Below are 19,558 nucleotides of genomic sequence, written 5' to 3' on the forward strand. Positions count from 1 at the left end.
TCCCCCCCCCCCCCCCCCCCCCCCCCCCCCCCCCCCCCCCCCCTCCCCCCCCCCCCCCCCCCTCCCCCCCTCTCCCCCCCCCCCCCCCCCCCCCCCCCCCCCCCCCCCTTCCCCCCCCCCCGATGCCGTGGTCGCTATCAGCTCAGGGCGTCCTCGTACTCGTCCGGGCTGGAGGCCGCCTGCTCCTCGGTGAGGTGCTGCTCCTCCCAGGCCTCCTTGCCCTCTTCCTCGTCGTACTCCTCGATGGCCTGCTCCATGCCCGGGGTCATGTACTGGACCAGGTCCGCGGGGATCGACGCGCCGACCGGTTTGGGCACGCCGTTCTCGTCGACCGGGGGCTTCCAACCGGGCTGGTTCGACGGGAACTTGTCCTTCAGGTCCTCGGGCGCGTGCTTGGCGAGCTCGGGCGGGACGTTCTCGGGGTCCTTCGCCATCTCCTCCCACTTCTCGCGCGGGATGGACTCGGCCATCTTCTTCCACTCCTCGTCGGGAATGGTCGCGGCGAGATAGGGGTCGAGGACCTTGGAGCCGTCGGGGAGTTCGGTGACGCCGAGGTCGGAGGCGTCGGTGTCCTTCTCCTTGTCGGTCGCGGGCTCTTCGGCCCCGGAGCCTCCGCCGGAGCCGCTGCCTGTGCCGCTCCCGGAGCCGGTGCCGGTGCTCTCGCCGGTCTCGCTGGCGGTCTGCTCTCCCGATCCGCTTCCGGAGCCGCTGCCCGATCCACTGCCTGATCCACTGCCCGATCCACTGCTCGATCCGCTCCCGGAACCGGTCCCCGAGCCGGTGCCGGTGTCGTCCTTCTTCGGCTGGCTTTCCTGCTTCGGCTGGGTCTCCTGCTTCTTGGGCTGCTTCGAACCGGGGTTGCGGAGGTTCTCCGCGCCCGCCTTCAGCTCTGACTCCATTGTGGCGAAACCCTGGGCGACCTGCGTCAGTCCTTCCAGCGCCGCTTGCACATCGGTCTTGAGCTTCTCGAGGCGCTCCTTCACCTTGTCGTGGGCGCCGTTCGCCTCCTCGACGATCTTCGCGATGCCTCCCGGGATGCCGGCGGGGCCCGCGGCGAGGGCCCCGATCATGATCTTCACGCACCCTTCGAGGCAGTCGAAGACGAGTTCGACGACATCGCCGCGGGCCTCGGCCACGAGGCTGCCGATGTTGTTGATCCGGTCGCCCGCAGTCGAAGCGAGGCCCGCCGCGGTGGCGATCGTATTGCCGAAGGCGGCCGCGATCTTGCGGTAGGTCTCCCCGGCGTCGCCCTTCCAGACGTCGCTGGAGCTCTGCGAGCCCTGCGTCGCCAGCTGACTGGTGTTCGACAGCGCCTCGCTGATCGACTTCCACTTCTCGGCGAGCTCGGTGACGGCGCCGCCGTCGCCCTGCATGAGGTCGATCGGGTCCTTGAGCCAGCCGATGTTGCTGATGATGTACCCGGCCACTTCGCCTGTGAGGTAAGCGAACGGGTTGATGACGAGCGTGAGCAGGTCGACGTTGTCGCCGACCCATTCGGCGGCGGCCCGGAGGCCGTTGAAGGCCGTCTCGGCCATGCCGAGGGCGGCGTCGCTGGCGGCGTCGAGCGCGTCGGCGCCGAGCGAGACGATGCCCTCGCCGACGTCGGATACGACGTCCACAGTGTCCGAAACGGCCTCGACGACCTCGCCGGGGCTCGGGAACGGTCCCCATCCCATGACTACAGCTCCTTCGTGAGGGCGAGCAGATCACCGGAGGTGTCGGACTCTGCATCCTCATAGGACTTCTGGGTGGCCTCGAGGGCGTCGGCGAGCGCGTCCGCGAAATCGGCGGCGGCGCTCAGCGCCATCTCGGCGGCCTGGTCGAACTGCTCGACCGCCGGGGGCACCAGGCCGGCCAGGTACTCGCTGAACGCGTTCCCGTCGGAGAGCTCGGCGTCCTTCGCGCGGGTCGCGATCTCCTTGAGCGGTTCGCTGACATCGCCGCGCGTGGACGCCGCGATCCTCCGGATGGCGTCGTCGACGACGCTCCATCCGCTGCCCATCAGTACTCGCCGCCCGCGCCGCGCTCGCCGCGCCGCAGGGACGCCTCGAAGTTCGCCATAGCGGGCGTGTCGGCGCCGAGAAGCCCGGTCATGGCCGCCGCGGCCTGCGACGCGGCGTCCGCGACGGCCTTGGCGTACATGGCCATCGTCATCTGGCCGAGGGAAATCGGGCTGGTGCGGCGGGCGTTCGGGCCGTACTCGACGGCCAGCAGCACCCCGCCCGCGCCGACGGTGACGGTGACCTCCTCCTTGTCGCTGGTGGCGCTGGCGCTGACCGCTTCGAGGCGTTCGCGCGAGTCGTCGGCCTGCTCCTGGAGCCGGGACATGCGGGTCTCGAAGTCGGCGAGGTAGCCCTTGATGTCACCGCGCGCGGTGGGCCGGGGGTCGTCGGGGTCGCGTTGGCTCATGTCGGCCTCCTCGGGGAGTGCCGCGAAACGTGGGGAAGCGCTTCGCGGGAAACGGCATCGGGGAGCGATGCCGTTTCGACGGTCGGTCATAGCCGCGAAACTACGAGCGGCTGTCATGGATCCGTCATCACTCGCCCACAGGTTCCCGAGGAAGCAGGCGGAGCGCTCTCGCTAGGCGGCCGGGCCGTTCACGGGGCCGTGGGCGAGGTGGACGCTCTTCGCGCCGCCGCGCATGCGGATGCGGCGGGCCAGGGCGACCGCGTGCTTGACGTCCGTGGCGAGGAACAGGACCGTCGGGCCCGAGCCGGAGACGTGCGCCGCGAGGGCGCCTTCCTCCAAGCCGCCGTGCATGAGTGAGGCGAGCTGCGGGCGGAGGCTCACGGCGGCGGCCTCCATGTCGTTGATGAGCAGGCGCGCGAGGTCGTCGGCGCTGGCGCCGTTCTCGAAGGCCTTGACGAGCGGTTCCACATCGGAGGAGTAGCGGCCGATGCCGTCCTCGCGGAGGCGGTCGACCTCTTTGTAGCACTCGGGGGTCGAGATTTGGGTGTCCGTGGTGGCGACGACCCAGTGCCAGGTGCCCTTGGCGTCCACTTGGGTCAGCTCCTCGCCGCGTCCGCTGCCGATCGCCGTGCCGCCCTTGAGGCAGAACGGGACGTCGGAGCCGAGCCCGGCCGCGAGGCGCTGCAGCTCGGCGTCGCCGATCTCGACCTCCCAGAGCCGCGAGCAGGCGATGAGCGCTCCGGCGGCGTCGGCCGAGCCGCCCGCGAGGCCCCCGGCGACGGGGATGCGCTTGTTGAGGTGCAGCTTGACGTCGGGTTCGATCCCGGCGTACAGGGCGATGAGCTTGGCGGCCTTGTGGGCGAGGTTGTCCTCGCCGGTGGGCAGCGTCCCCGCGCCCTCCCCGGAGATGGTGATCTCGATGCCCGGTTCACCGCGCCGTTCGGCGGTGACCGTGTCGTGCAGGCTGATCGCCTGGTACACAGTGGACAGCGCGTGGTAGCCGTCGGCCCGCGCGTCGCCCACGCCGAGGTGCGGGTTGATCTTGGCGGGCACGTCGACGCTGATCTGAGCGCCGGGCTGGGCGGGCGCGGTCTGTCCGGACATTAGGCCTCCTGCGGTCGCGGGTCGCTCGCGCCTACGGCCTCCTTGGCGTCGGCGAGGGCGATGAACTCCGCTATGTCCAACGATTCACCCCGCCTGGTGGGTTCGATCCCCGCCCGATCGAGCACGGCGTCCACATGTTCGCCCGCCCAGGCCTTGAGCGACTGGCGCAGCATCTTGCGGCGCTGGTTGAACGCGGCGTCCACCGCGCCGAACACCTCGACCCGGTTCGCGTCCGGGCTCTCGATCCGCTCGAACGCGACGAGGCCGCTCGCGACGTTCGGGACCGGCCAGAACACGTTGGGCGACACCGAACCGGCGCGCCGCGCCTTCGCGTACCAGGCCATCTTGACGCTCGGGGCGCCGTAGATCTTCGAGCCCGGCCCGGCCGTGAGCCGGTCGCCGACCTCGGCCTGGACCATCACGAGGCCCTTGCGCAGGCTCGGGAAGGTCTCCAGGGCGTGCAGGACCACCGGCACGGCCACGTTGTAGGGCAGGTTCGCCACGAGCGCCGTGGGCGGCTCGGGCATCTGCTCAGGTTTGATGCGGGCCGCGTCGGTCTCGACCACGGTGAGCCGCGTGTGCTCCTCCGGGGCCCGGTGCTCCACAGTGGTGGGCAGCGCGAGCGCGAGCTTCGGGTCGATCTCGACGGCGATCACGCGCCGCGCGATCTCGATGAGCGCCAGCGTGAGCGAGCCGAGACCGGGGCCGACCTCCATCACGACGTCGTCGGCGTCGAGCTTCGCGACGTTCGCGATGCGGCGCACCGTGTTCGCGTCCACGACGAAGTTCTGGCCCCACTTCTTCGTCGGCGTGATCTGCAGTCCGCGCGACAGCGACCGGATGTCGCCCGAACCCAGCAGGCGCGCCATCAGCCCTGGCCCCCGGCCAGCAGCGGCTCCAGGACGAGCCCGGGGTAGTCGTTCACGATCGTCTGGATGCGGTACTTGTTCGGCAGCGCCACCAGGAACGCGCCGTCCCGCGGGCGGGAGAACACCTCGACGCCCGGCGCGGTGCGAAGCCGCTGCGCGCCTTCGGCATCGGTGAGGCGCGCGAGCTGGTACGGCAGGTGGTCGATCGTCGCGGGCACGTCGAACTCCGCCTGGAGGCGCGCCACGGTGACCTCGAACTGCAGCGGACCGACCGCCGCGAGCACCGGCGTCGCCTCGCCGCGCCGCTCCGAGTAGAGCACCTGCACGACGCCCTCGGCGTCGAGCTGTGCGATGCCGCGCCGGAACCGCTTCGCCTTCGACGTGTCGTGCATCTGCAGCGCCCCGAAATGCTCGGGCGCGAACGCCGGCAGCGGCGGGTACTCGACGGCCTTGCCCGTGTAGATCGTGTCGCCCACCGAAAGGCCGGTGGCGTTGACCAGGCCGACGATGTCGCCCGGCCAGGCCTCGTCCACCGTGTCGCGCGCCGAGCCGAACAGCGTCTGCGCGTACTTCGTGGACATCGTGCGCTTGCCCTGCGCCTGCGTGACCTGCATGCCGCGCTCGAACCGGCCCGAGCAGACGCGGATGAACGCGAGCTGGTCGCGGTGCGAGGCGTTCATGTTCGCCTGCGACTTGAACACGAACCCGGAGAAGCCCGCCTCGAGCTCGCGCGGCTCGCCCTTCGCGTCGTCGCGCGAGAACGGCGACGGCGCGATGTCCACGAGCAGGTCGAGGAGCTGGCCCACACCGAAGTGGACGAGGGCCGCGCCGAACAGTGTCGGCGTGGTCTGCCCGGACTCGAAGGTCTTCGGGTCGAAATCGGCCTCGACCTCGCTGAGGAGCTCCGACTCCTCCTGGGCGCGTTCGTAATCGGGCCCGAACTGCGCCATCGCGGCGGCCTCGTCCAGGAACTCCGCCGTCGCGAGCTGCTGCCCGCCGGGGGAACGCTCATAGCGGACCATGCCCGGGACCTGCGCCCCTGCCGCCCTGCGCCCGCCGACCTCTTCGCCGAACCCGACACGCTCGATGACGCCGCGGAACTCGCCGCCCACGCCCACCGGCCACGTCACGGGCGTCGGCTTGATGCCGATCCGGGTCTCGATCTCCTCGATCAGCTCGAGGGCGTCCTTCGCCGGGCGGTCCCACTTGTTGACGAACGTGATCACCGGGATGCGCCGGGCCCGGCACACCTCGAAGAGCTTCAGCGTCTGCGGCTCCAGGCCCTTCGCGGCGTCGAGCAGCATCACGGCCGCGTCAACGGCCGTGAGCACCCGGTACGTGTCCTCCGAGAAGTCCGCGTGGCCGGGCGTGTCGAGAAGGTTCACGACGCAGCCGCGGTACTCGAACTGCAGCGCCGCCGACGTGATCGAGATCCCGCGGTCCTGCTCCATCGACATCCAGTCGGAGACCACGCCCTTGCGGTCGCCCTTGCCGTGGACGGCGCCGGCCGACGAGATCGCCCGCCCGTACAGGGCCAGGGCCTCGGTGATCGTCGACTTGCCGGCGTCGGGGTGCGAGATCACCGCGAAGGTGCGGCGGCGCGCGGCCTCGGCCGCGATGTGGCTGGACATGGATTCCTCAAGGTTCTTGAAAGCGGGCCCGACCCTCAACGATAGCCGTGAACGGCGACACGACCCGGCTGCGCTACCCCGCGAGCTCCGCCTTCACGATGTTTGCGACGAGCTTCCCGTCCGCGCGGCCCGCCGTCTTCGGCCCGACCGCCTTCATGACCTTGCCCATGTCCCTCGGACCGGCGAAACCGCCCTCGGCGATCGCGTCCCGCACGATCTGCGTGACTTCGGCCTCAGTGAGCTCGGTCGGCAGGTACCGCTTGATCACGGCCTCCTCCGCCAGCTCGGCCTCCGCCGACTCCTCGCGCCCGCCCGCACGGAACCCCTCAGCGGCCTCGCGGCGCTGCTTAGCCTGCTTGACCAGGACCTTCACGACCTCGGCGTCATCGAGCTCGCGCGGGGTCTTGCCCGCGATCTCCTCGTTCTTCACCGCAGTGAGGACCATGCGCAGCGTGCCTAGCGTCACCTTGTCCTGCGCCTTGAGGGCGGCTCGCATATCGGTTTCCAACTGGGTCTTTAGCTCGCTCATATCTCGACAATCTACCGTTGGGGTATGAAGATCAGCCGTGGACTAGCCGCAGCAGCCGGTATCGGGGTCGGCGCCGGGGCGCTGGCGCTCGCCTACGCGTCTCTTTACGAGCGCGTCCAGTACACGCTCCGCCACTTCGCGGTGCCCGCACTGCCCGAAGGCGCCGAGCCGATCAGGGTGCTGCACATCTCCGACCTGCACATGACGCCCGGCCAGGTGCGCAAGGCCCACTGGGTCGCGTCCCTGTCCGCGCTCGACCCGGACCTGGTGCTGCTCACCGGCGACAACCTCGCCCACCCGGACGCGATCGACCTGGTCGCCAAGACGCTCCGGCCGCTGCTTCGCGCGCCGGGCGCGTTCGTGTTCGGCTCCAACGACTACTACGCGCCGGTGTTCAAGAACCCGCTGCAGTACTTCAACCCGAACCACGAGCACAAGTACGGGGCGCCGCTGCCGACCGAGGAGCTGCGCAAGATCCTCGTCGACGGCGGGTGGCTCGACCTGAACAACGCCGCCGCCGACAAGGTCGTGGCCGGGCTCAACGTCCACTTCGCGGGCGTCGACGACCCGCACTTCGACCTCGACGACTACGAGCTCGTCTCCGGGCCCGTGCCGCAGAGCGCGGACCTCTCGATCGGCCTCACGCACTCGCCCGAGCCGCGCGTGCTCGACGAGTTCGCGCGCGACGGCTACGACTTCATCGCCGCCGGGCACACCCACGGCGGGCAGGTCTGCGTGCCCGGGTACGGGGCGCTCGTCACCAACTGCGGGATCGACCGCGAGCGGGTGAAGGGCCTCCACCCGTGGGAGGACACCTGGCTGCACGTCTCGGCGGGCCTGGGCACGAGCCCGTACGCGCCCGTCCGCTTCGCGTGCGCGCCGGAGGCGAGCCTCCTGACCTTCGTCCCGAAGGCCTTCTAAAGCGCCTCTCGGACCGCGCGCTCCGGGCCCGAATGTGACCGGGCCCGGAGCGCCCCCACCCCGTTCGACGGGGGCCGCCGCACTCAGGTAGCATTTCCAATCGACACGAACGCCCTGCGTGCGTGAAAATAGAACATCGGGTTGTGGCGCAGCTTGGTAGCGCACCTCGTTCGGGACGAGGGGGTCGCAGGTTCAAATCCTGTCAACCCGACCACAAGGAGAAGGGGACCGCGAGGTCCCCTTCTTCGCGTCTCCCTCTAGAACACCCTCATCAGCGTGACGATCGACGTCACCGCCGCGACCGCGCCGCCGATGGCCGCCAGGACGCGGCCGCTGAGGTCGGTCATGTCCCGCAGGCGCCGCTGGAGGCGGTACTCGGTGGCGTCCACCAGCTCGGATCGGATCTCGCCTTCCTCGTCGACCACTTCGGCGGCGCGTGCCAGCGCCGCGAGTGCCTCGCGGTCCCACGGCGAGACGAGCACGGCCGCGGCCCTCAGCCCGACCTCCTTCACCTGGGCCGGGGGCGAGGCGGCGAACGCGTTCCCGTTCAAGTCGGCGCGCTGAATGATGTCGGCGGCGGCGATGAGCGCCATGGACGCCGTGCGCGGGCCCACGGTGTCGACCTCGGTGAACCAGTCCTTGCGCATGTACCGGCTCGCGGCCGCGCGCAGGTACCGCGGCAGCGAGGCGCGGTAGGCGACGACCAGGCGGTAGTCCCGCTCCTCCGCAGCGAGTCTCGAGCCGTACAGGTACTCGATGCGGCGCAGCGCTTCTCCGGCGGGAGTCTGGAGCCGCCCGAAGACGTATGAGACGACGCCGACGATCATCGCTCCGGCGATGAGCATCGCGTACCGGAGGCCGTCGGGCTCGGCGCCGGTGTACGGGGCGAGGACCGGTCCCGCGGCGTATACGAGGCATGCCGCGATCGTGGCGGTGACGCCGACGGTCCGTGTGAAGAAGGTGCGGCGGCTGATCAGCCCGGCCGCGCGAATCTGGTCGGCCGCATCGGCTGACGCCGCGTGCCCGCCGATGGACGCCAACGTCGGCAGGACCAGTGCGCCGTGCCTGATCTTCGCCTCAGACCGCTTGCCGCGCAGCATCATGATCCAGATGAGCACCCCGAACCCGATCGCTATTGACGAGGTCGCGTAGAACCACTTCCACGACGGCCCTACGAGCGTGAATTTCACCGCGACGGTCTCGACCAATGCGAACGGCAGGATCGCGGCCAGCAGCGTGGCCACTGCGGCCACGACTCGCAGTGCCCACACTGCGAGCAGCCGTCCCATCGGAGGCCGGGTCGGATGCGCTGTGCCCGAGGGGAACATCATCGAGGTCAGGTGCAGGATTCCGGTTTCTGAGACGCGATCGGCGTAGGCGAGGATCAGCACGACGTAGAGCTGGATGAGCGCGCCCAGCCCGAGGAGGGGTATCTCGGCCACAGTGAGGGGTCCTTTCCTGGACGGCGGCGCGGGACGGGGGAGTGGGGCGAGTCCTTGCGCCGCAGGGAGGGGCGGGTTCCCGAATCCTATGGTGCGCAGGCGCCGCATGTGTGCGGGAGCCCGTTGCGCGGCAGCGGGGTGGAGAAAACTTCACCGTGAAGTCGGGTACCAGCGGCAATGTGCCGGGGCGCGAGCGAACTTAGTGTTTGTGGCATGGATATTTCAGCGGCGCCGCCGATCCCCTGGCGCAGAGCCCCTCGCGCAGCGGTGCGGGCCTTCTGGGCGGGGTCGACCTGGCGCTCCCTCATGCATCTGGTCACCGGAGCCGTGGTCGGCGTCGCGGGCGGGACGGCGATCTTCTCGCTCGTGGTCGTCGGCGTCGCCGGGTTCGTCACGATCGTGCTGCCGGTCATCGCGGCCGGGACGCTGCTCGTCGTGAGCGGCGCGCTCACCTGGGTGCAGCGCAGCCGCCACAGCGCGTTCCTCGGCACCGTGTGGCCCCAGGGGCCTTCCGCGCAGCCGGTGACGTTCGCACCGCGGGCGCTGCTGGCGGTCGTGAAGAGCCCGAGGACGTGGCGGGAGTTCGCCTACCACGTGATCGCCGCCTTCTACGGCTTCTTCGCGGCGTCCGTCGCCGTCGCCGCCTGGACGACGGGGCCCGCGATGGTCTTCGCGCCGCTCCTGGGCCGCGACGCGGGTCTCGAAGCGCGGCAATGGATTCTCTGCGGCACGGGCATCGCGGTGACGTTCGCGGCGCCGTGGATCTCGCAGGGCCTGGCGGCCCTCGACGGGCTCCTGGCCCGGGTCCTGCTGGGCACCAGTCGGACCGAGGCGCTCGAGCTGCGGGTGACCGACCTCGCCGCCAGCAGGAATTCCACTGTGGATGCAGCGGATGCGGAGCGGCGCCGGATCGAGCGGGACCTCCACGACGGCGCGCAGCAGCGCCTCACCTCGCTCGCCATGAACCTCGGGATCGCCCGCGCCACCCTCGACGACATGCCCGAGGCGGGCGCCCGCGCCATCGCCGAAGCGCACGAGGAGGCCAAGCAGGTCCTCACCGACCTGCGCGACCTGGTGCGCGGCCTCCACCCTGCGGTGCTGGAGGACCGGGGCCTGGACGCGGCGCTCTCGGCGGTCGCCGCCCGCTCGCCCGTCCCGGTGCGGCTGCGGGTCGACATGGACCGGCGCGTCGCCCGCGACGTGGAGGCCGTGGCCTACTTCGTCGTCTCCGAGGCACTGACCAATGTGGCCCGTCACTCCGAGGCGCAGCACGCCGCCGTCGAAGTCTCCCTTGAGGACGGATCCTTGCGTCTGCGCATCGCCGACGACGGCCGCGGCGGCGCGGACCCCCAGGGCGGCACCGGACTCCAGGGCCTGGGCGACCGGGTCCGCTCGGTCGACGGTGCCTTCCACATCAGCAGCCCCCTCGGGGGACCCACGGTTATTGAAGCGGAGCTGCCATGCGCGTCGTGATCGCCGAAGACTCGGTCCTGCTGCGGGAGGGCCTGGCCCGCCTCATGGAGGTCGGCGGCATCGAAGTCGTCGACACCGTCGGGGACGCCGAGGCGCTGCTGCGCTCGGTCGAGCGCGACTGCCCCGACCTCGTCGTGGCCGACGTGCGGATGCCGCCCGACCAGAGCGACGAGGGCGTGCGCGCCGCGCTCGTCCTGCGCCGCCAGTACCCCGACCTCGCGATCCTCATGCTCTCCCAGTACGTCGAGGAGCGGTACGCGGTCGAACTGCTCACCGGGCAGATGCGCGGCATCGGGTACCTCCTCAAGGACCGGGTCGCCGACGTCGCCGAGTTCCTCGAGTCGCTGCGCCGCGTCGCAGGCGGTGGCACGGCCCTCGACCCCGAGGTCGTCTCCCAGCTCCTGGTGCGCCAGGGCGGCAGCGAACTCGACCGGCTCACCCCGCGCGAGCGGGAAGTGCTGTCGCACATGGCCGAAGGCCGCTCGAACGCCGGGATCGCCGGGGTCCTCGTCCTCAGCGAAGGCGCCGTCAGCAAGCACATCAACTCGATCTTCACGAAGCTCGGGCTCCCGCCCACTGATAGCGGCAACCGCCGCGTCCTCGCCATTCTCAAGTTCCTGCAAGGCAACACGAAGGACCGGTCATGATCGACACCCCCGAGAAGCAGACCACCGCCCCGCAACCCGAAGAGCGCACCTCCCGCACCGTCTGGTGGATCGTCGGCGCAGCGTGCACCGGCACCGTGCTCCTGTTCGCCATGGCCGTCACCGGCGTCTGGATCTGGTCCGTCGCCTCGCCAGAGAAGAGCGAATCCCATTCCGAGACGTACACGCAGACCGTGGAGGGCGTCGACGTCGTGATCGAGGTCGGCCACATCGACCTCAGCGCCTCCGCCGACGCCTCGCTCGTCGTCGACCGCGAGACCCGCTGGCGCGGCGACGAACCCGACCCGACCGAGTCCTGGCGCGGCGACACCTTCACCGCCGTAGGCGAATGCGACGACAGGCTCGTCGTCTTCTGGGACGGCGACGAGTGCGAGGTGAACTACACGCTCGCCCTGCCCTCCGGCGCGGCCGCGAAGGCCGAGAACTCGGTCGGCGACATCACCATGGACGGCCTCGACGGCGCCATCGACGTCGAGACCAGCGTCGGCGACATCGAAGGCGAGAACCTCCGCGCCACCGAGACGGTCACCGAGTCCAGCGTCGGCTCGGTCTACCTGGAGTTCGCGGAGGTGCGCGGCGACATCGACGTCACCACCAGCACCGGCGACGTCGAGATCGTCGTCCCCGACGACGGCACCACCTTCGACGTGGTGTTCGCCTCGGGCGTGGGCAGCGAGCACATCGAGATCGCGACCGACCCGTCCAGCCGGGCCGACTACGTGATCACTGTGGACACCAGCGTCGGGGACCTCACCGTCCGCTACGCCGACTGAACCCTCCTCCCGCTGCCCGCGACCGGTCTCCGGCCGCGGGCAGCGGCGTCTCCGCATTCGCTGCGGCGCAACGGCCCACCGGGCCTGTCAGCCGGGTGTCAACACCGTGTCAGCGCAGGCCGCGAAGGTAACGGCATGAGCCCGGGCGACCAGCCCGACCGTCCCTCAGCGAAGGAGACTCCCATGTCCGCCAAGCAGATCCGCCCCGCCTCCGTCACGATCACCGCCCTCCTCCACTTCGCGATCGCCCTCGCGTTCGCCTCGATCCCGCTCATCGGGCTCCTCTACGGCGCCGACGTCCAGGCCGCCGCCGAAGCCGAAGTCGCCCGCCAGGGCCAGGACCCGGACCTGCTGGCCGCCAACGGACTCGCGTTCGACGAGCACGGCGCCGCCATCTGGGCGCCGTTCGCCATCGCCGCCGCGATCGCGGCCCTCGGATGCACCCTGCTGGCGGGCAAGCGGTTCGGCCGCGTCCTCTCATTTCTGGTCCTGCCGCTCGTGCTCGCCGGGAACGCGCTCATCATGGCCAGCAACGCGACCGCCGCCGCCAAGGTCCAGTCGATCTTCGACGCCTCCGGCGACGCGGCCGTCCGCTCCCTCGACGCCGCCGCGATCCTGGACGCCGCGTTCGCCGCGTACCCGGCCTGGCTCCCGGCCCTCGAAGGCGTCCGCCTCGCGGTGGTCGTCGCGGGCTGCGTCCTCGGCGTGGTCCTCCTGGCCCTGCGCCCGGCCCGCGAGTACTTCCGCAAGGCCTAGCAGGAACGGCAGCGGCCCCGCGCCTCGCGCGGGGCCGCTTCGGCTTGCGGGACGGTAGCGTGCGGGCATGACCGAGCTGCTGCACCTGACCGAACCGGCCCTCTGGGAGGCCGCGCTCGCCGCCGGAAGATACGAGTACTCGACGCGCGGGAAGACCCTCGCCGAGGTCGGTTTCATCCACTGCTCGCTGCCCGAGCAGGTCGAGGCGGTCGCCGGGTTCGTGTACGGCGACCACCCCGGGCCGCTCGTGCTCCTCGTCATCGACGCCGACCTGGTGGACGTGCCGATCCGGTACGAAGCGCCCGCGCCGGGCCTCCCGGAGTACCCGCACCTGTACGGGCCCTTGGCGACGAGCGCCGTGGTCGAGGTGCGGCCCTGGAACCCCGGCGGGCGCCGCTGACCCGCCGGACCGCTTATCCGATAGGGCATCGGCGGCGACCGGCCGGAGCGCTCAGTCCCGCGAGGCCGTGATCAGGGCGATCGCCGCGTCCCAGCTCGATGTCACACCCTCGTCGTACGCTTTTTCGAACGCCGCGTCGCCCAGCGCCTCCCGCGCCCGCTCCGGAGTCCGCAGCGACGCGTCGTAGCCGCGCCGGTCCTCGATTCCAAGGAGGGAGGTTGAAGCACCTAGCAAGGCCGCCGCACGGGCCGGCTCCCCTTCCTGGAGGGCGAGCGCCGCGCTGACCCGGGCCGCGACGGCCAGGTTCGGACCCACCGCATGCTCGGTGTCGAGCGCGGCGAGATGCCGCCGGGCCTGCGGCGCATCGCCTTCGGTCAGGGCCGCCAAGGCGCGCAGCGCGACGCCCCACACCTGGACGCGCGAGTCCATGGCGGTGCGGCTGAAGACCGCTTCGGCGGCGGCGAGCTCGGCCAGCCCCGACTCGCGCTCGCCCGCGTGCAGCAGGACCTGGGCGCGGCACAGGCGCACGTACGCCAACGTGTGCGGGTCGCGGTCGGCGTCGGCGCGCTCCAGGCCGTGCCGCATCGGCTCCCAAGCCTGGTCGACGGTGTTCCGGGCGACGTCGCGCAACGCCGTTACGTCGGTGTTCTGGGAGGTGCCTCGCATAGTCGTGACGTCGGCATTCTGGGCGACGCCGCGCAACGCCGTGACGAGGGCGAGTTCGGCGTAGGTCTCCGCCGCGTCCGCGGCGGTGCCCAGCTCGTCGAACAGGTCGGCGGCCCGCGCGAGCGCGTCCACGGCCGCGTCGTGGTCGCCTTGGCGCGACCAGAGTTCGGCGCGCATCCGCAAGGCCGACGCGCGGCCGAAACGCTCGCCGAGCTTGGCGAACTCGGCTTCGGCGCGGTCGATCTGGTCGAGGCCCGCGAGCCCGCCCGCGCCTTCGCCGACGGCGGCGGCGGTGAGCAGGATGATGCCCAGCTCCCAGCCTTCGGCGCCTTCGAGGTCCGCCGCGACGGCCGGATCCGACAGGAACGCCGGGGCGATCGCCAGCAGCGACCGGCCCGCGATCGGACCGTTCGCGTTGCGGCCCAGCTCGATGCCCTCGGCGATCGAGCGCGCCCCGGCCTCGGGGTCGCCCAGCTCGGTCTTGCCCATGCCGGTGATGAGCAGGACGGCGGGCACGAGCGGGGCGGGGACCTCGCCAGGGATCGCCAGGACGGCCGGGAACCAGTGCTGGAGCTGGCTGCGGAAGCCGCGCAGGTGCCAGTACCAGAACGACGCGGCGATGAGCCGCAGCCCGGTCTCCTTGTCGCCCAGCGCGACCGAGCGGCCGAGCACCGCCTGGAGGTTGTCGTGCTCGGCGTCCATGTGCGACATCGCTTCGATCTGGGCGGCCGACCGGATCTCGTCGTCGGCGCGTTCGGCCAGGTCGACGCAGTAGCGGGCCATGGCGTCCCGCTCGGTCTCGGCGGCGCTCGGATCGAGTTGCGCCGCAGCGTAGGAGCGGATGGTCTCCAGCATCCGGTACCGCTCCCCGGAGCGTTCCACTAGGGACTTGTCGACGAGTCCGGCGAGCGCGTCGAGGTCGCCCACCCGGTCCAGGCCGACGCCGCCGGGGTAGACGGACATGCGCATGGCAAGGGCCCGTTCGGTATCCGAGAGCAGGTCCCAGCTCCAGGCGATGACGCCCTCGAGGGTCCGGTGCCGCTCGGGCGCGGTGCGGTCGGTCCCGGCGAGCAGCGCGAACCGGTCGTCCAGGCGGGCGGCGATCTGCGGCGCGTCCAGTGCCCGCATGCGGGCGGCGGCGAGTTCGACCGCGAGCGGCAGGCCGTCGAGACGGCGGCAGATCTCCACGACCGCTTCGGTATTCGTGGCGTCGAGTTTGAAGTCGGGGCGCACGGCGGCGGCCCGCTCGAAGAACAGCCGCACGGCCGGGCTCGCCGCTCCATCGATCGGCAGCGGCGGGATCGGGAACAGGCGCTCGCCGCCGATCGCGAGGGCTTCGCGGCTGGTGGCGAGCAGCCGCAGGCCGGGGCAGGCGCCGAGGAGGCGCGCGGCGAGCCGGGCGGCGGCGTCGATGCGGTGCTCGCAGTTGTCGAGGACGATGAGCGCGTCCTGGTCGGCGAAGTACTCCTCCAAGCGGGACGCGGCGTCGTGCGCGGACGGCTCCAGCAGCCCGGACTCGCGGGCGCCGATGGCGCGCAGGACCGCGGGCGCGACGTCGGCGTCGTCACCGACGGCCGCCAGCTCGACCAGCCAGACGCCCTGCGGTGCAATCGCAGCCATCTTCGCCGCGGCTTCGACGGCGAGGCGGGTCTTGCCCGCGCCGCCGGGCCCGGTAACGGTGACCAGGCGGGACGCGGCGACCGCTGCCGCCAGCGCGTCCAGGTCGGCTTCGCGGCCCACGAAGCTCGTGAGCTGCGCTTTGAGGTTGCTGCGCTTGTCGGCCCGGGCGGACGGGGCCGCGCTCTGGCGGAGGATCTGCAGGTGGATCTCGGCGAGTTCGGGGGACGGGTCGGCGCCGAGCTCGTCGGCGAGGCGCTCGCGGGCGCGCTCGTAGGCGTCGAGGGCCTCGGCGGGGCGGCCGGTGGCGTAGAGGGCCCGCATGAGCAGGGCCTGCCAGCGCTCGTCGAGCGGGTTCGCCTCGGCGAAGGGTTCGAGCTCGCCGAGCACGTCGGTGCCGGTGGCGATTTCGAGCGCGAGGCGTTCGCGGGTGGTCTCGTTCCGCAAGCGCTCCAAGCGGACCGCTTCGTTGTCGGCGAAGCGCAGTTGGCGCAGGTCGGCGAGGGCCGTTCCGCGCCACAGGGACTCGGCTTCACGGAGTGCGGCGAGGTCGCCTTGGCGGCGGCCGGTCGCCGCCAGGTGTTCGAACCGCACGACGTCCACGTCCCCGGGCTCGACGGCGAGCCGGTACCCGGCGGCGCCGCGCGTGACGCTCTCCGCGCCGATCGCACGGCGGACCCGGGACACCAACGCCTGCAACGCGTTCGCTGAAGGCGCGTCGTCCTCCCAGATGGCGTCAAGGAGGGCGTCCGCGGTGACCTCGCGTCCCGGTTCGAGGGCGAGCCGCGCAACGAGCGCGCGCAGCCGCGCCCCGGCGAGGTCGACGGGCTGGTCGTCGGCATCGCGGATCTCGAAGGGACCGAGCAGGAGTACGCGCATGAAAGCAAGTGTGCCCGGCATTTGCGAGAACAAGTCGCATCGGGTGCAGTGTCGGACCCGTGTGGGAGAGTCGTCGTATTTACACCGGTGGTCGGAGGTGGATGCGGGTGGGAAGGGGCATGCCCTATAGCCGCAGCGCGCGGCGCGCCGCGCCGCGCCCGGCGGACGCACCCCGCCCTGCAGCCCCTCACGCGACCCGCCGCATCCGGCGAACTCAACCCGCCCGCCACCCGCCGCCCGTCACCCACTGCCAGCCGCCTGCCGCACGACCCGCTGCCCGCCACCCGCCGCCCGGCCCGTCGAGCGGCTCGGGCGGCGGACTCCGGAACTCCGGTCCCAGGATCAGCCCGCGCCATGCACCCGGCGGAACTGGCGTCCGGCGAGGTCGATCGCGGTGACCTTGCCGTGCTCGTCCCGGGCGAAGTAGCCGCGCTGACCCTGCAGCGGCCCTTCGGTAACGATGTAATCGTCCCCGTCCCCGGCGATGAACCCCATGTGCGCGGGCTCGCAGTCGGCAGGCATGTCGTCCTGGGAGGCCGCCCGCAGCTCGGGCCTGATCCGGGCCGCGAGACTCAGGCGGCCGCCCTCGTCGACGACGCTCACGATCATCATGTCCACCTTGTAGTCGCCGGTGATCTCGGCGGCGCGGACCGCGTCGAACGCGACCGGCTCCGGGTCGCGGTCGACCAGGCCGACGAAGTGCTCCAGCGCCCAGCGGATGACCGCCATGTTGCAGGGCGTGCCGCCAGGCTCGGCGTTCGTGGTCACGGCGATCGCGAAATCGTGCTCGGGCACGGCGATGAAGTCCGCGAACTGGCCGACCGAAGAGCCGCCGTGCGCGAACGTCGCCGCGCCGTCGATCTCGCGCAGGAACCAGCAGATACCGAACCCGTCCCCGAGGGAGCTGCCGCGCAGCTCGACGGTCTGGCGCCGCATCGCCTGCAGCGCTTCGGCAGAGACGATCCGCTCGCCCGACACGGCGCGGCCGTCCCCGAGATGGAACCGGGCCCAGCGGACCAGGTCGCGCGCGGACGAGGCACCGCCGCCGCCGGGGTTCTGGGCGCGATGCACTTTCCACGTGGGGGCGACCGTGGTGCCGTTGGCGTCGACGCTGTGGCCGAGCGAGAACTTGCGGGTCATGGCCTCGGCGGCGAAGAACGTGGTGTTCTCCAGGCCGAGCGGCTCGAACAGGAGGCCCCTGACCGCCTGCTCGTAGGTCTTGCCGGTGACGACCTCGATGACGCGGCCGAGGAGGTTGTACGCGGCCTGGCTGTAGGAGGCCCGCTCGCCGGGCTTCGCGATGAGCGTCATCTCGTCGAGGTGGCCGACATAGGTTTCGAGGGCGTCGTCGCCGTCCCCGGTGTCGCGGAGCATCCAGGTGTCGAAGCCGGCAGTGTGGTTGAGCAGGTTGCCGATCGTGATCGTGGCGGCGGCCTGCTCGTCGGCGAGATTGAAGCCGGGGAGGTAGCGGCGAACGGGCGCATCGAAGTCCACTTTGCCCTGTTCGGCGAGGATCACGAGCGCGGTGGCGGTGAAGCTCTTGGAGGTCGAACCGAGCGTGAAGATGGTGTCCTCGTCGACCGGCAGCGGGTTCGCGACGCTCGTGACGCCGTGGGACGCGTAGATCTCGCGGCCCCGGTGCCAGATCCCGACGGCGACGCCGGGCACCGCGTACTCGGCGGCGGACTGGGCGATAACCTCGTGGAGTTCGTTGGCGCTCATGGTGGTTCCCTTCGCTGCGGTGCCCGGGTGTTCCCCGGGGTCGGTGACAGGGAGAACCATCGCCGGAGCCGCTGACGCGGCACTGACAAGCGGCTGACGACGCCGCCGGAATACGGTCGTGGTGACCCTGGTCACCGGCATGCCCGCGAAGAGCAAAAATTGTCGTACCCCGCTTCTACGGTTGCGGAGGCAACTGAATAGCGCGCGCAACGCCCATCGGGCGGGGCGCGAGAACCGATTGGACGATGCGATGGCCCCGAAACCATCAGGCAGTTCACGGCACCAGGCAGACCTCGAGGCGATCACCCGGGCGCTGCCGTTCGAAACCATTCCCGAAGAGCCACTGCGAGCGCATTTCGCCCGGTGGCTCCTCGACTCCCTGGCGACAGCCGACCGGCTCGGACCGTTCCCGAGCGTCGAACCCGAAACACCGCCGCAAGCGATCGATCCGAAAACCGGGCCCCCGGATGCGGCCGAATCCACGGCCGTGCACGCTGCAAAGCTCGCGCGCGAGTCCACCGCCGCTCGCATCGCAAAGCCCGCACTCGAACCCGCGGCCGTGTTCGAATCGGCGCCGCCCGATGATCCGCCCATCCGCATTCCTCCGGGGCTCGATCCGCCCGGAGACGACCCTCCCGGGTACGAGCCGCTTCCGCTCCTGGACTGGCAGGGCCCACCTGCCCCGCCGCGGCCGCAATTCGTGCGGCAGCGCGACGGCACGGTCTGGGTGACCAAGCCGATCCTCCGCTCGCGCGGCTGGACCGACTCAGCGGTCCGCAACTTCCTCCCCGAACCCGAAGGGCTGAAACCGAACCCGCGATTCGCGGCCACCGGATCACCGATGCCGGTGTGGCGGCCCGCGACCATAGCGGCGGCAGAGGCCACCCAGGAGTGGCGGAACTGGCTGGAACGGTCGCTGCTCCGGCGCCGGACCACCCTCGAGGCGCTGGCCGACACCGACGACCCGGACTTCCGCGCGCGGCTGGAGACAGCGCGAACGGCCATCGAATCGGAGGGAGGTGCGCTGAGGGAAGCGGCCCCGGAAGGCTGAGGGTCGTTGACTGGTTTCGACCATGCCGGGCTCGGCGAATCGCCGGTGTCGATGTCGCTGATCTCCTAGGTTGGAAGGCGGCCAAGACGGTCCGCGCTGATGCGGACCATGGGCGCAGTCGACGGAGGAGACGGTCATGACCGATTTCGAGTTCGCGGGGAAGGCTTTCGACATCCACTTGGACAACGGCGTGGTCTTCCACAACACCTATGCGGCGGAAGGCAACAGGCTGGTCTATGAGCGGATCGACGGTGCTGCGGAAGGCGCTTCGGAGGAAGTGATGCTGCATGTCGCCGAGGTCGCGCCGCGGATGTACCTGGTGGGCTGGAACGAGGTCTCGGGGATGGTCGTGACGCACCTGATGGACTTCAAGGCCAAGAGGATCACCGCGTTCTGGTCCATGGACCAGGGCGGCGGCCGGATCGGTGAAGTGCACTCCGGGAAGTTCGAGGAGGTGAAGTAAGGGGAGGTCGAAATCGGCCGCGGAGATTCCGGGAAGCCGTGAGGTTGGCGGCAGCGAGCGGCACGCGGTAGTCAGAATCGGTCGCCGCAACGCCGCAACGCCGCAACGCCGCAACGCCGCAACGCCGCAACGCCGCAACGCCGCAACGCCGCAACGCCGCAACGCCGCAACGCCGCAACGCCGCATAC

At 71.1% G+C, this 19,558-nt stretch carries 18 protein-coding genes and 1 tRNA gene; 9 read left to right on the plus strand and 10 right to left on the minus strand.

The genetic code is table 11. The features are described from left to right. Positions 1 to 137: 137 nt before the first annotated feature. The 7 genes from ACZ60M_RS23945 to ACZ60M_RS23975 all read right to left on the minus strand — a co-directional run bounded on the left by ACZ60M_RS23945 (position 138) and on the right by ACZ60M_RS23975 (position 6,542). Positions 138 to 1,676 (minus strand): hypothetical protein, encoded by a 1,539-nt coding sequence (locus ACZ60M_RS23945; protein ID WP_465421520.1) that lies wholly within the window; start codon positions 1,674 to 1,676, stop codon positions 138 to 140. A 2-nt stretch (positions 1,677 to 1,678) separates the two neighbouring features. Then, entirely contained in the window at positions 1,679 to 2,002 is a 324-nt protein-coding gene (locus ACZ60M_RS23950; RefSeq protein WP_465421522.1) for a hypothetical protein, read from the minus strand. Beyond that, a complete protein-coding gene (locus ACZ60M_RS23955; RefSeq protein ID WP_465421523.1) occupies positions 2,002 to 2,409 on the minus strand; it encodes a YbaB/EbfC family nucleoid-associated protein in 408 nt (135 codons plus the stop codon). The genes ACZ60M_RS23950 and ACZ60M_RS23955 overlap by 1 nt, the downstream gene beginning before the upstream one ends. 171 nt (positions 2,410 to 2,580) lie before the next feature. Beyond that, the gene (locus ACZ60M_RS23960; RefSeq protein WP_465421525.1) at positions 2,581 to 3,513 is read right to left on the minus strand and encodes a 4-(cytidine 5'-diphospho)-2-C-methyl-D-erythritol kinase; all 933 of its coding nucleotides are present in this window, start codon (positions 3,511 to 3,513) and stop codon (positions 2,581 to 2,583) included. After that, positions 3,513 to 4,382 carry a 16S rRNA (adenine(1518)-N(6)/adenine(1519)-N(6))-dimethyltransferase RsmA gene (gene rsmA, locus ACZ60M_RS23965; RefSeq protein ID WP_465421527.1) on the minus strand — a complete coding sequence of 290 codons (870 nt, stop codon included), beginning with the start codon at positions 4,380 to 4,382 and terminating at the stop codon, positions 3,513 to 3,515. Before rsmA ends, ACZ60M_RS23960 begins: the two co-directional genes overlap by 1 nt. Next, positions 4,382 to 6,013, minus strand: a complete 1,632-nt coding sequence (locus ACZ60M_RS23970) for a peptide chain release factor 3 (protein ID WP_465421528.1) — start codon at positions 6,011 to 6,013, stop codon at positions 4,382 to 4,384. Before ACZ60M_RS23970 ends, rsmA begins: the two co-directional genes overlap by 1 nt. A gap of 73 nt (positions 6,014 to 6,086) precedes the next feature. Further along, entirely contained in the window at positions 6,087 to 6,542 is a 456-nt protein-coding gene (locus tag ACZ60M_RS23975; protein WP_465421530.1) for a GatB/YqeY domain-containing protein, read from the minus strand. Between the two features lie 24 nt (positions 6,543 to 6,566). Between ACZ60M_RS23975 and ACZ60M_RS23980 the strand changes: the two genes are divergently transcribed. After that, a complete protein-coding gene (locus ACZ60M_RS23980; protein WP_465421532.1) occupies positions 6,567 to 7,463 on the plus strand; it encodes a metallophosphoesterase in 897 nt (298 codons plus the stop codon). 137 nt (positions 7,464 to 7,600) lie between these two features. Further along, a tRNA-Pro gene (locus ACZ60M_RS23985) sits at positions 7,601 to 7,677 on the plus strand. 43 nt (positions 7,678 to 7,720) lie between these two features. Here ACZ60M_RS23985 and ACZ60M_RS23990 read toward each other — a convergent pair. Next, the gene (locus tag ACZ60M_RS23990) at positions 7,721 to 8,905 is read right to left on the minus strand and encodes a hypothetical protein (protein WP_465421533.1); all 1,185 of its coding nucleotides are present in this window, start codon (positions 8,903 to 8,905) and stop codon (positions 7,721 to 7,723) included. A 306-nt stretch (positions 8,906 to 9,211) separates the two neighbouring features. Here ACZ60M_RS23990 and ACZ60M_RS23995 point away from each other — a divergent pair, with 306 nt between their 5' ends. The 5 genes from ACZ60M_RS23995 (at position 9,212) to ACZ60M_RS24015 (ending at position 12,972) form a co-directional block, all read left to right on the plus strand. Next, the gene (locus ACZ60M_RS23995) at positions 9,212 to 10,378 is read left to right on the plus strand and encodes a sensor histidine kinase (RefSeq protein WP_465421535.1); all 1,167 of its coding nucleotides are present in this window, start codon (positions 9,212 to 9,214) and stop codon (positions 10,376 to 10,378) included. After that, complete coding sequence (locus ACZ60M_RS24000; protein WP_465421536.1) at positions 10,366 to 11,025, plus strand: response regulator transcription factor; 660 nt, start codon at positions 10,366 to 10,368, stop codon at positions 11,023 to 11,025. The genes ACZ60M_RS23995 and ACZ60M_RS24000 overlap by 13 nt, the downstream gene beginning before the upstream one ends. Next, entirely contained in the window at positions 11,022 to 11,816 is a 795-nt protein-coding gene (locus ACZ60M_RS24005) for a DUF4097 family beta strand repeat-containing protein (RefSeq protein ID WP_465421538.1), read from the plus strand. Before ACZ60M_RS24000 ends, ACZ60M_RS24005 begins: the two co-directional genes overlap by 4 nt. A gap of 183 nt (positions 11,817 to 11,999) precedes the next feature. After that, complete coding sequence (locus ACZ60M_RS24010; protein ID WP_465421540.1) at positions 12,000 to 12,572, plus strand: hypothetical protein; 573 nt, start codon at positions 12,000 to 12,002, stop codon at positions 12,570 to 12,572. Positions 12,573 to 12,639: 67 nt separating this feature from the next. Beyond that, positions 12,640 to 12,972: a DUF952 domain-containing protein gene (locus ACZ60M_RS24015; RefSeq protein ID WP_465421541.1), complete on the plus strand. Its 333-nt coding sequence runs from the start codon at positions 12,640 to 12,642 to the stop codon at positions 12,970 to 12,972. 51 nt (positions 12,973 to 13,023) lie between these two features. Here the strand turns inward: ACZ60M_RS24015 and ACZ60M_RS24020 are convergent, their stop codons facing one another. Together ACZ60M_RS24020 and ACZ60M_RS24025 are read right to left on the minus strand one after the other, a co-directional pair. Then, complete coding sequence (locus tag ACZ60M_RS24020) at positions 13,024 to 16,134, minus strand: BTAD domain-containing putative transcriptional regulator (RefSeq protein ID WP_465421543.1); 3,111 nt, start codon at positions 16,132 to 16,134, stop codon at positions 13,024 to 13,026. 342 nt (positions 16,135 to 16,476) lie between these two features. After that, positions 16,477 to 17,856: a serine hydrolase domain-containing protein gene (locus tag ACZ60M_RS24025; RefSeq protein WP_465421544.1), complete on the minus strand. Its 1,380-nt coding sequence runs from the start codon at positions 17,854 to 17,856 to the stop codon at positions 16,477 to 16,479. 118 nt (positions 17,857 to 17,974) lie between these two features. Here ACZ60M_RS24025 and ACZ60M_RS24030 point away from each other — a divergent pair, with 118 nt between their 5' ends. Further along, entirely contained in the window at positions 17,975 to 18,907 is a 933-nt protein-coding gene (locus tag ACZ60M_RS24030; RefSeq protein WP_465421546.1) for a hypothetical protein, read from the plus strand. Between the two features lie 136 nt (positions 18,908 to 19,043). After that, positions 19,044 to 19,370, plus strand: a complete 327-nt coding sequence (locus tag ACZ60M_RS24035) for a MoaF-related domain-containing protein (RefSeq protein ID WP_465421547.1) — start codon at positions 19,044 to 19,046, stop codon at positions 19,368 to 19,370. Positions 19,371 to 19,558 lie beyond the last annotated feature (188 nt).

It is taken from the genome of Glycomyces sp. NPDC050141, assembly GCF_055586545.1.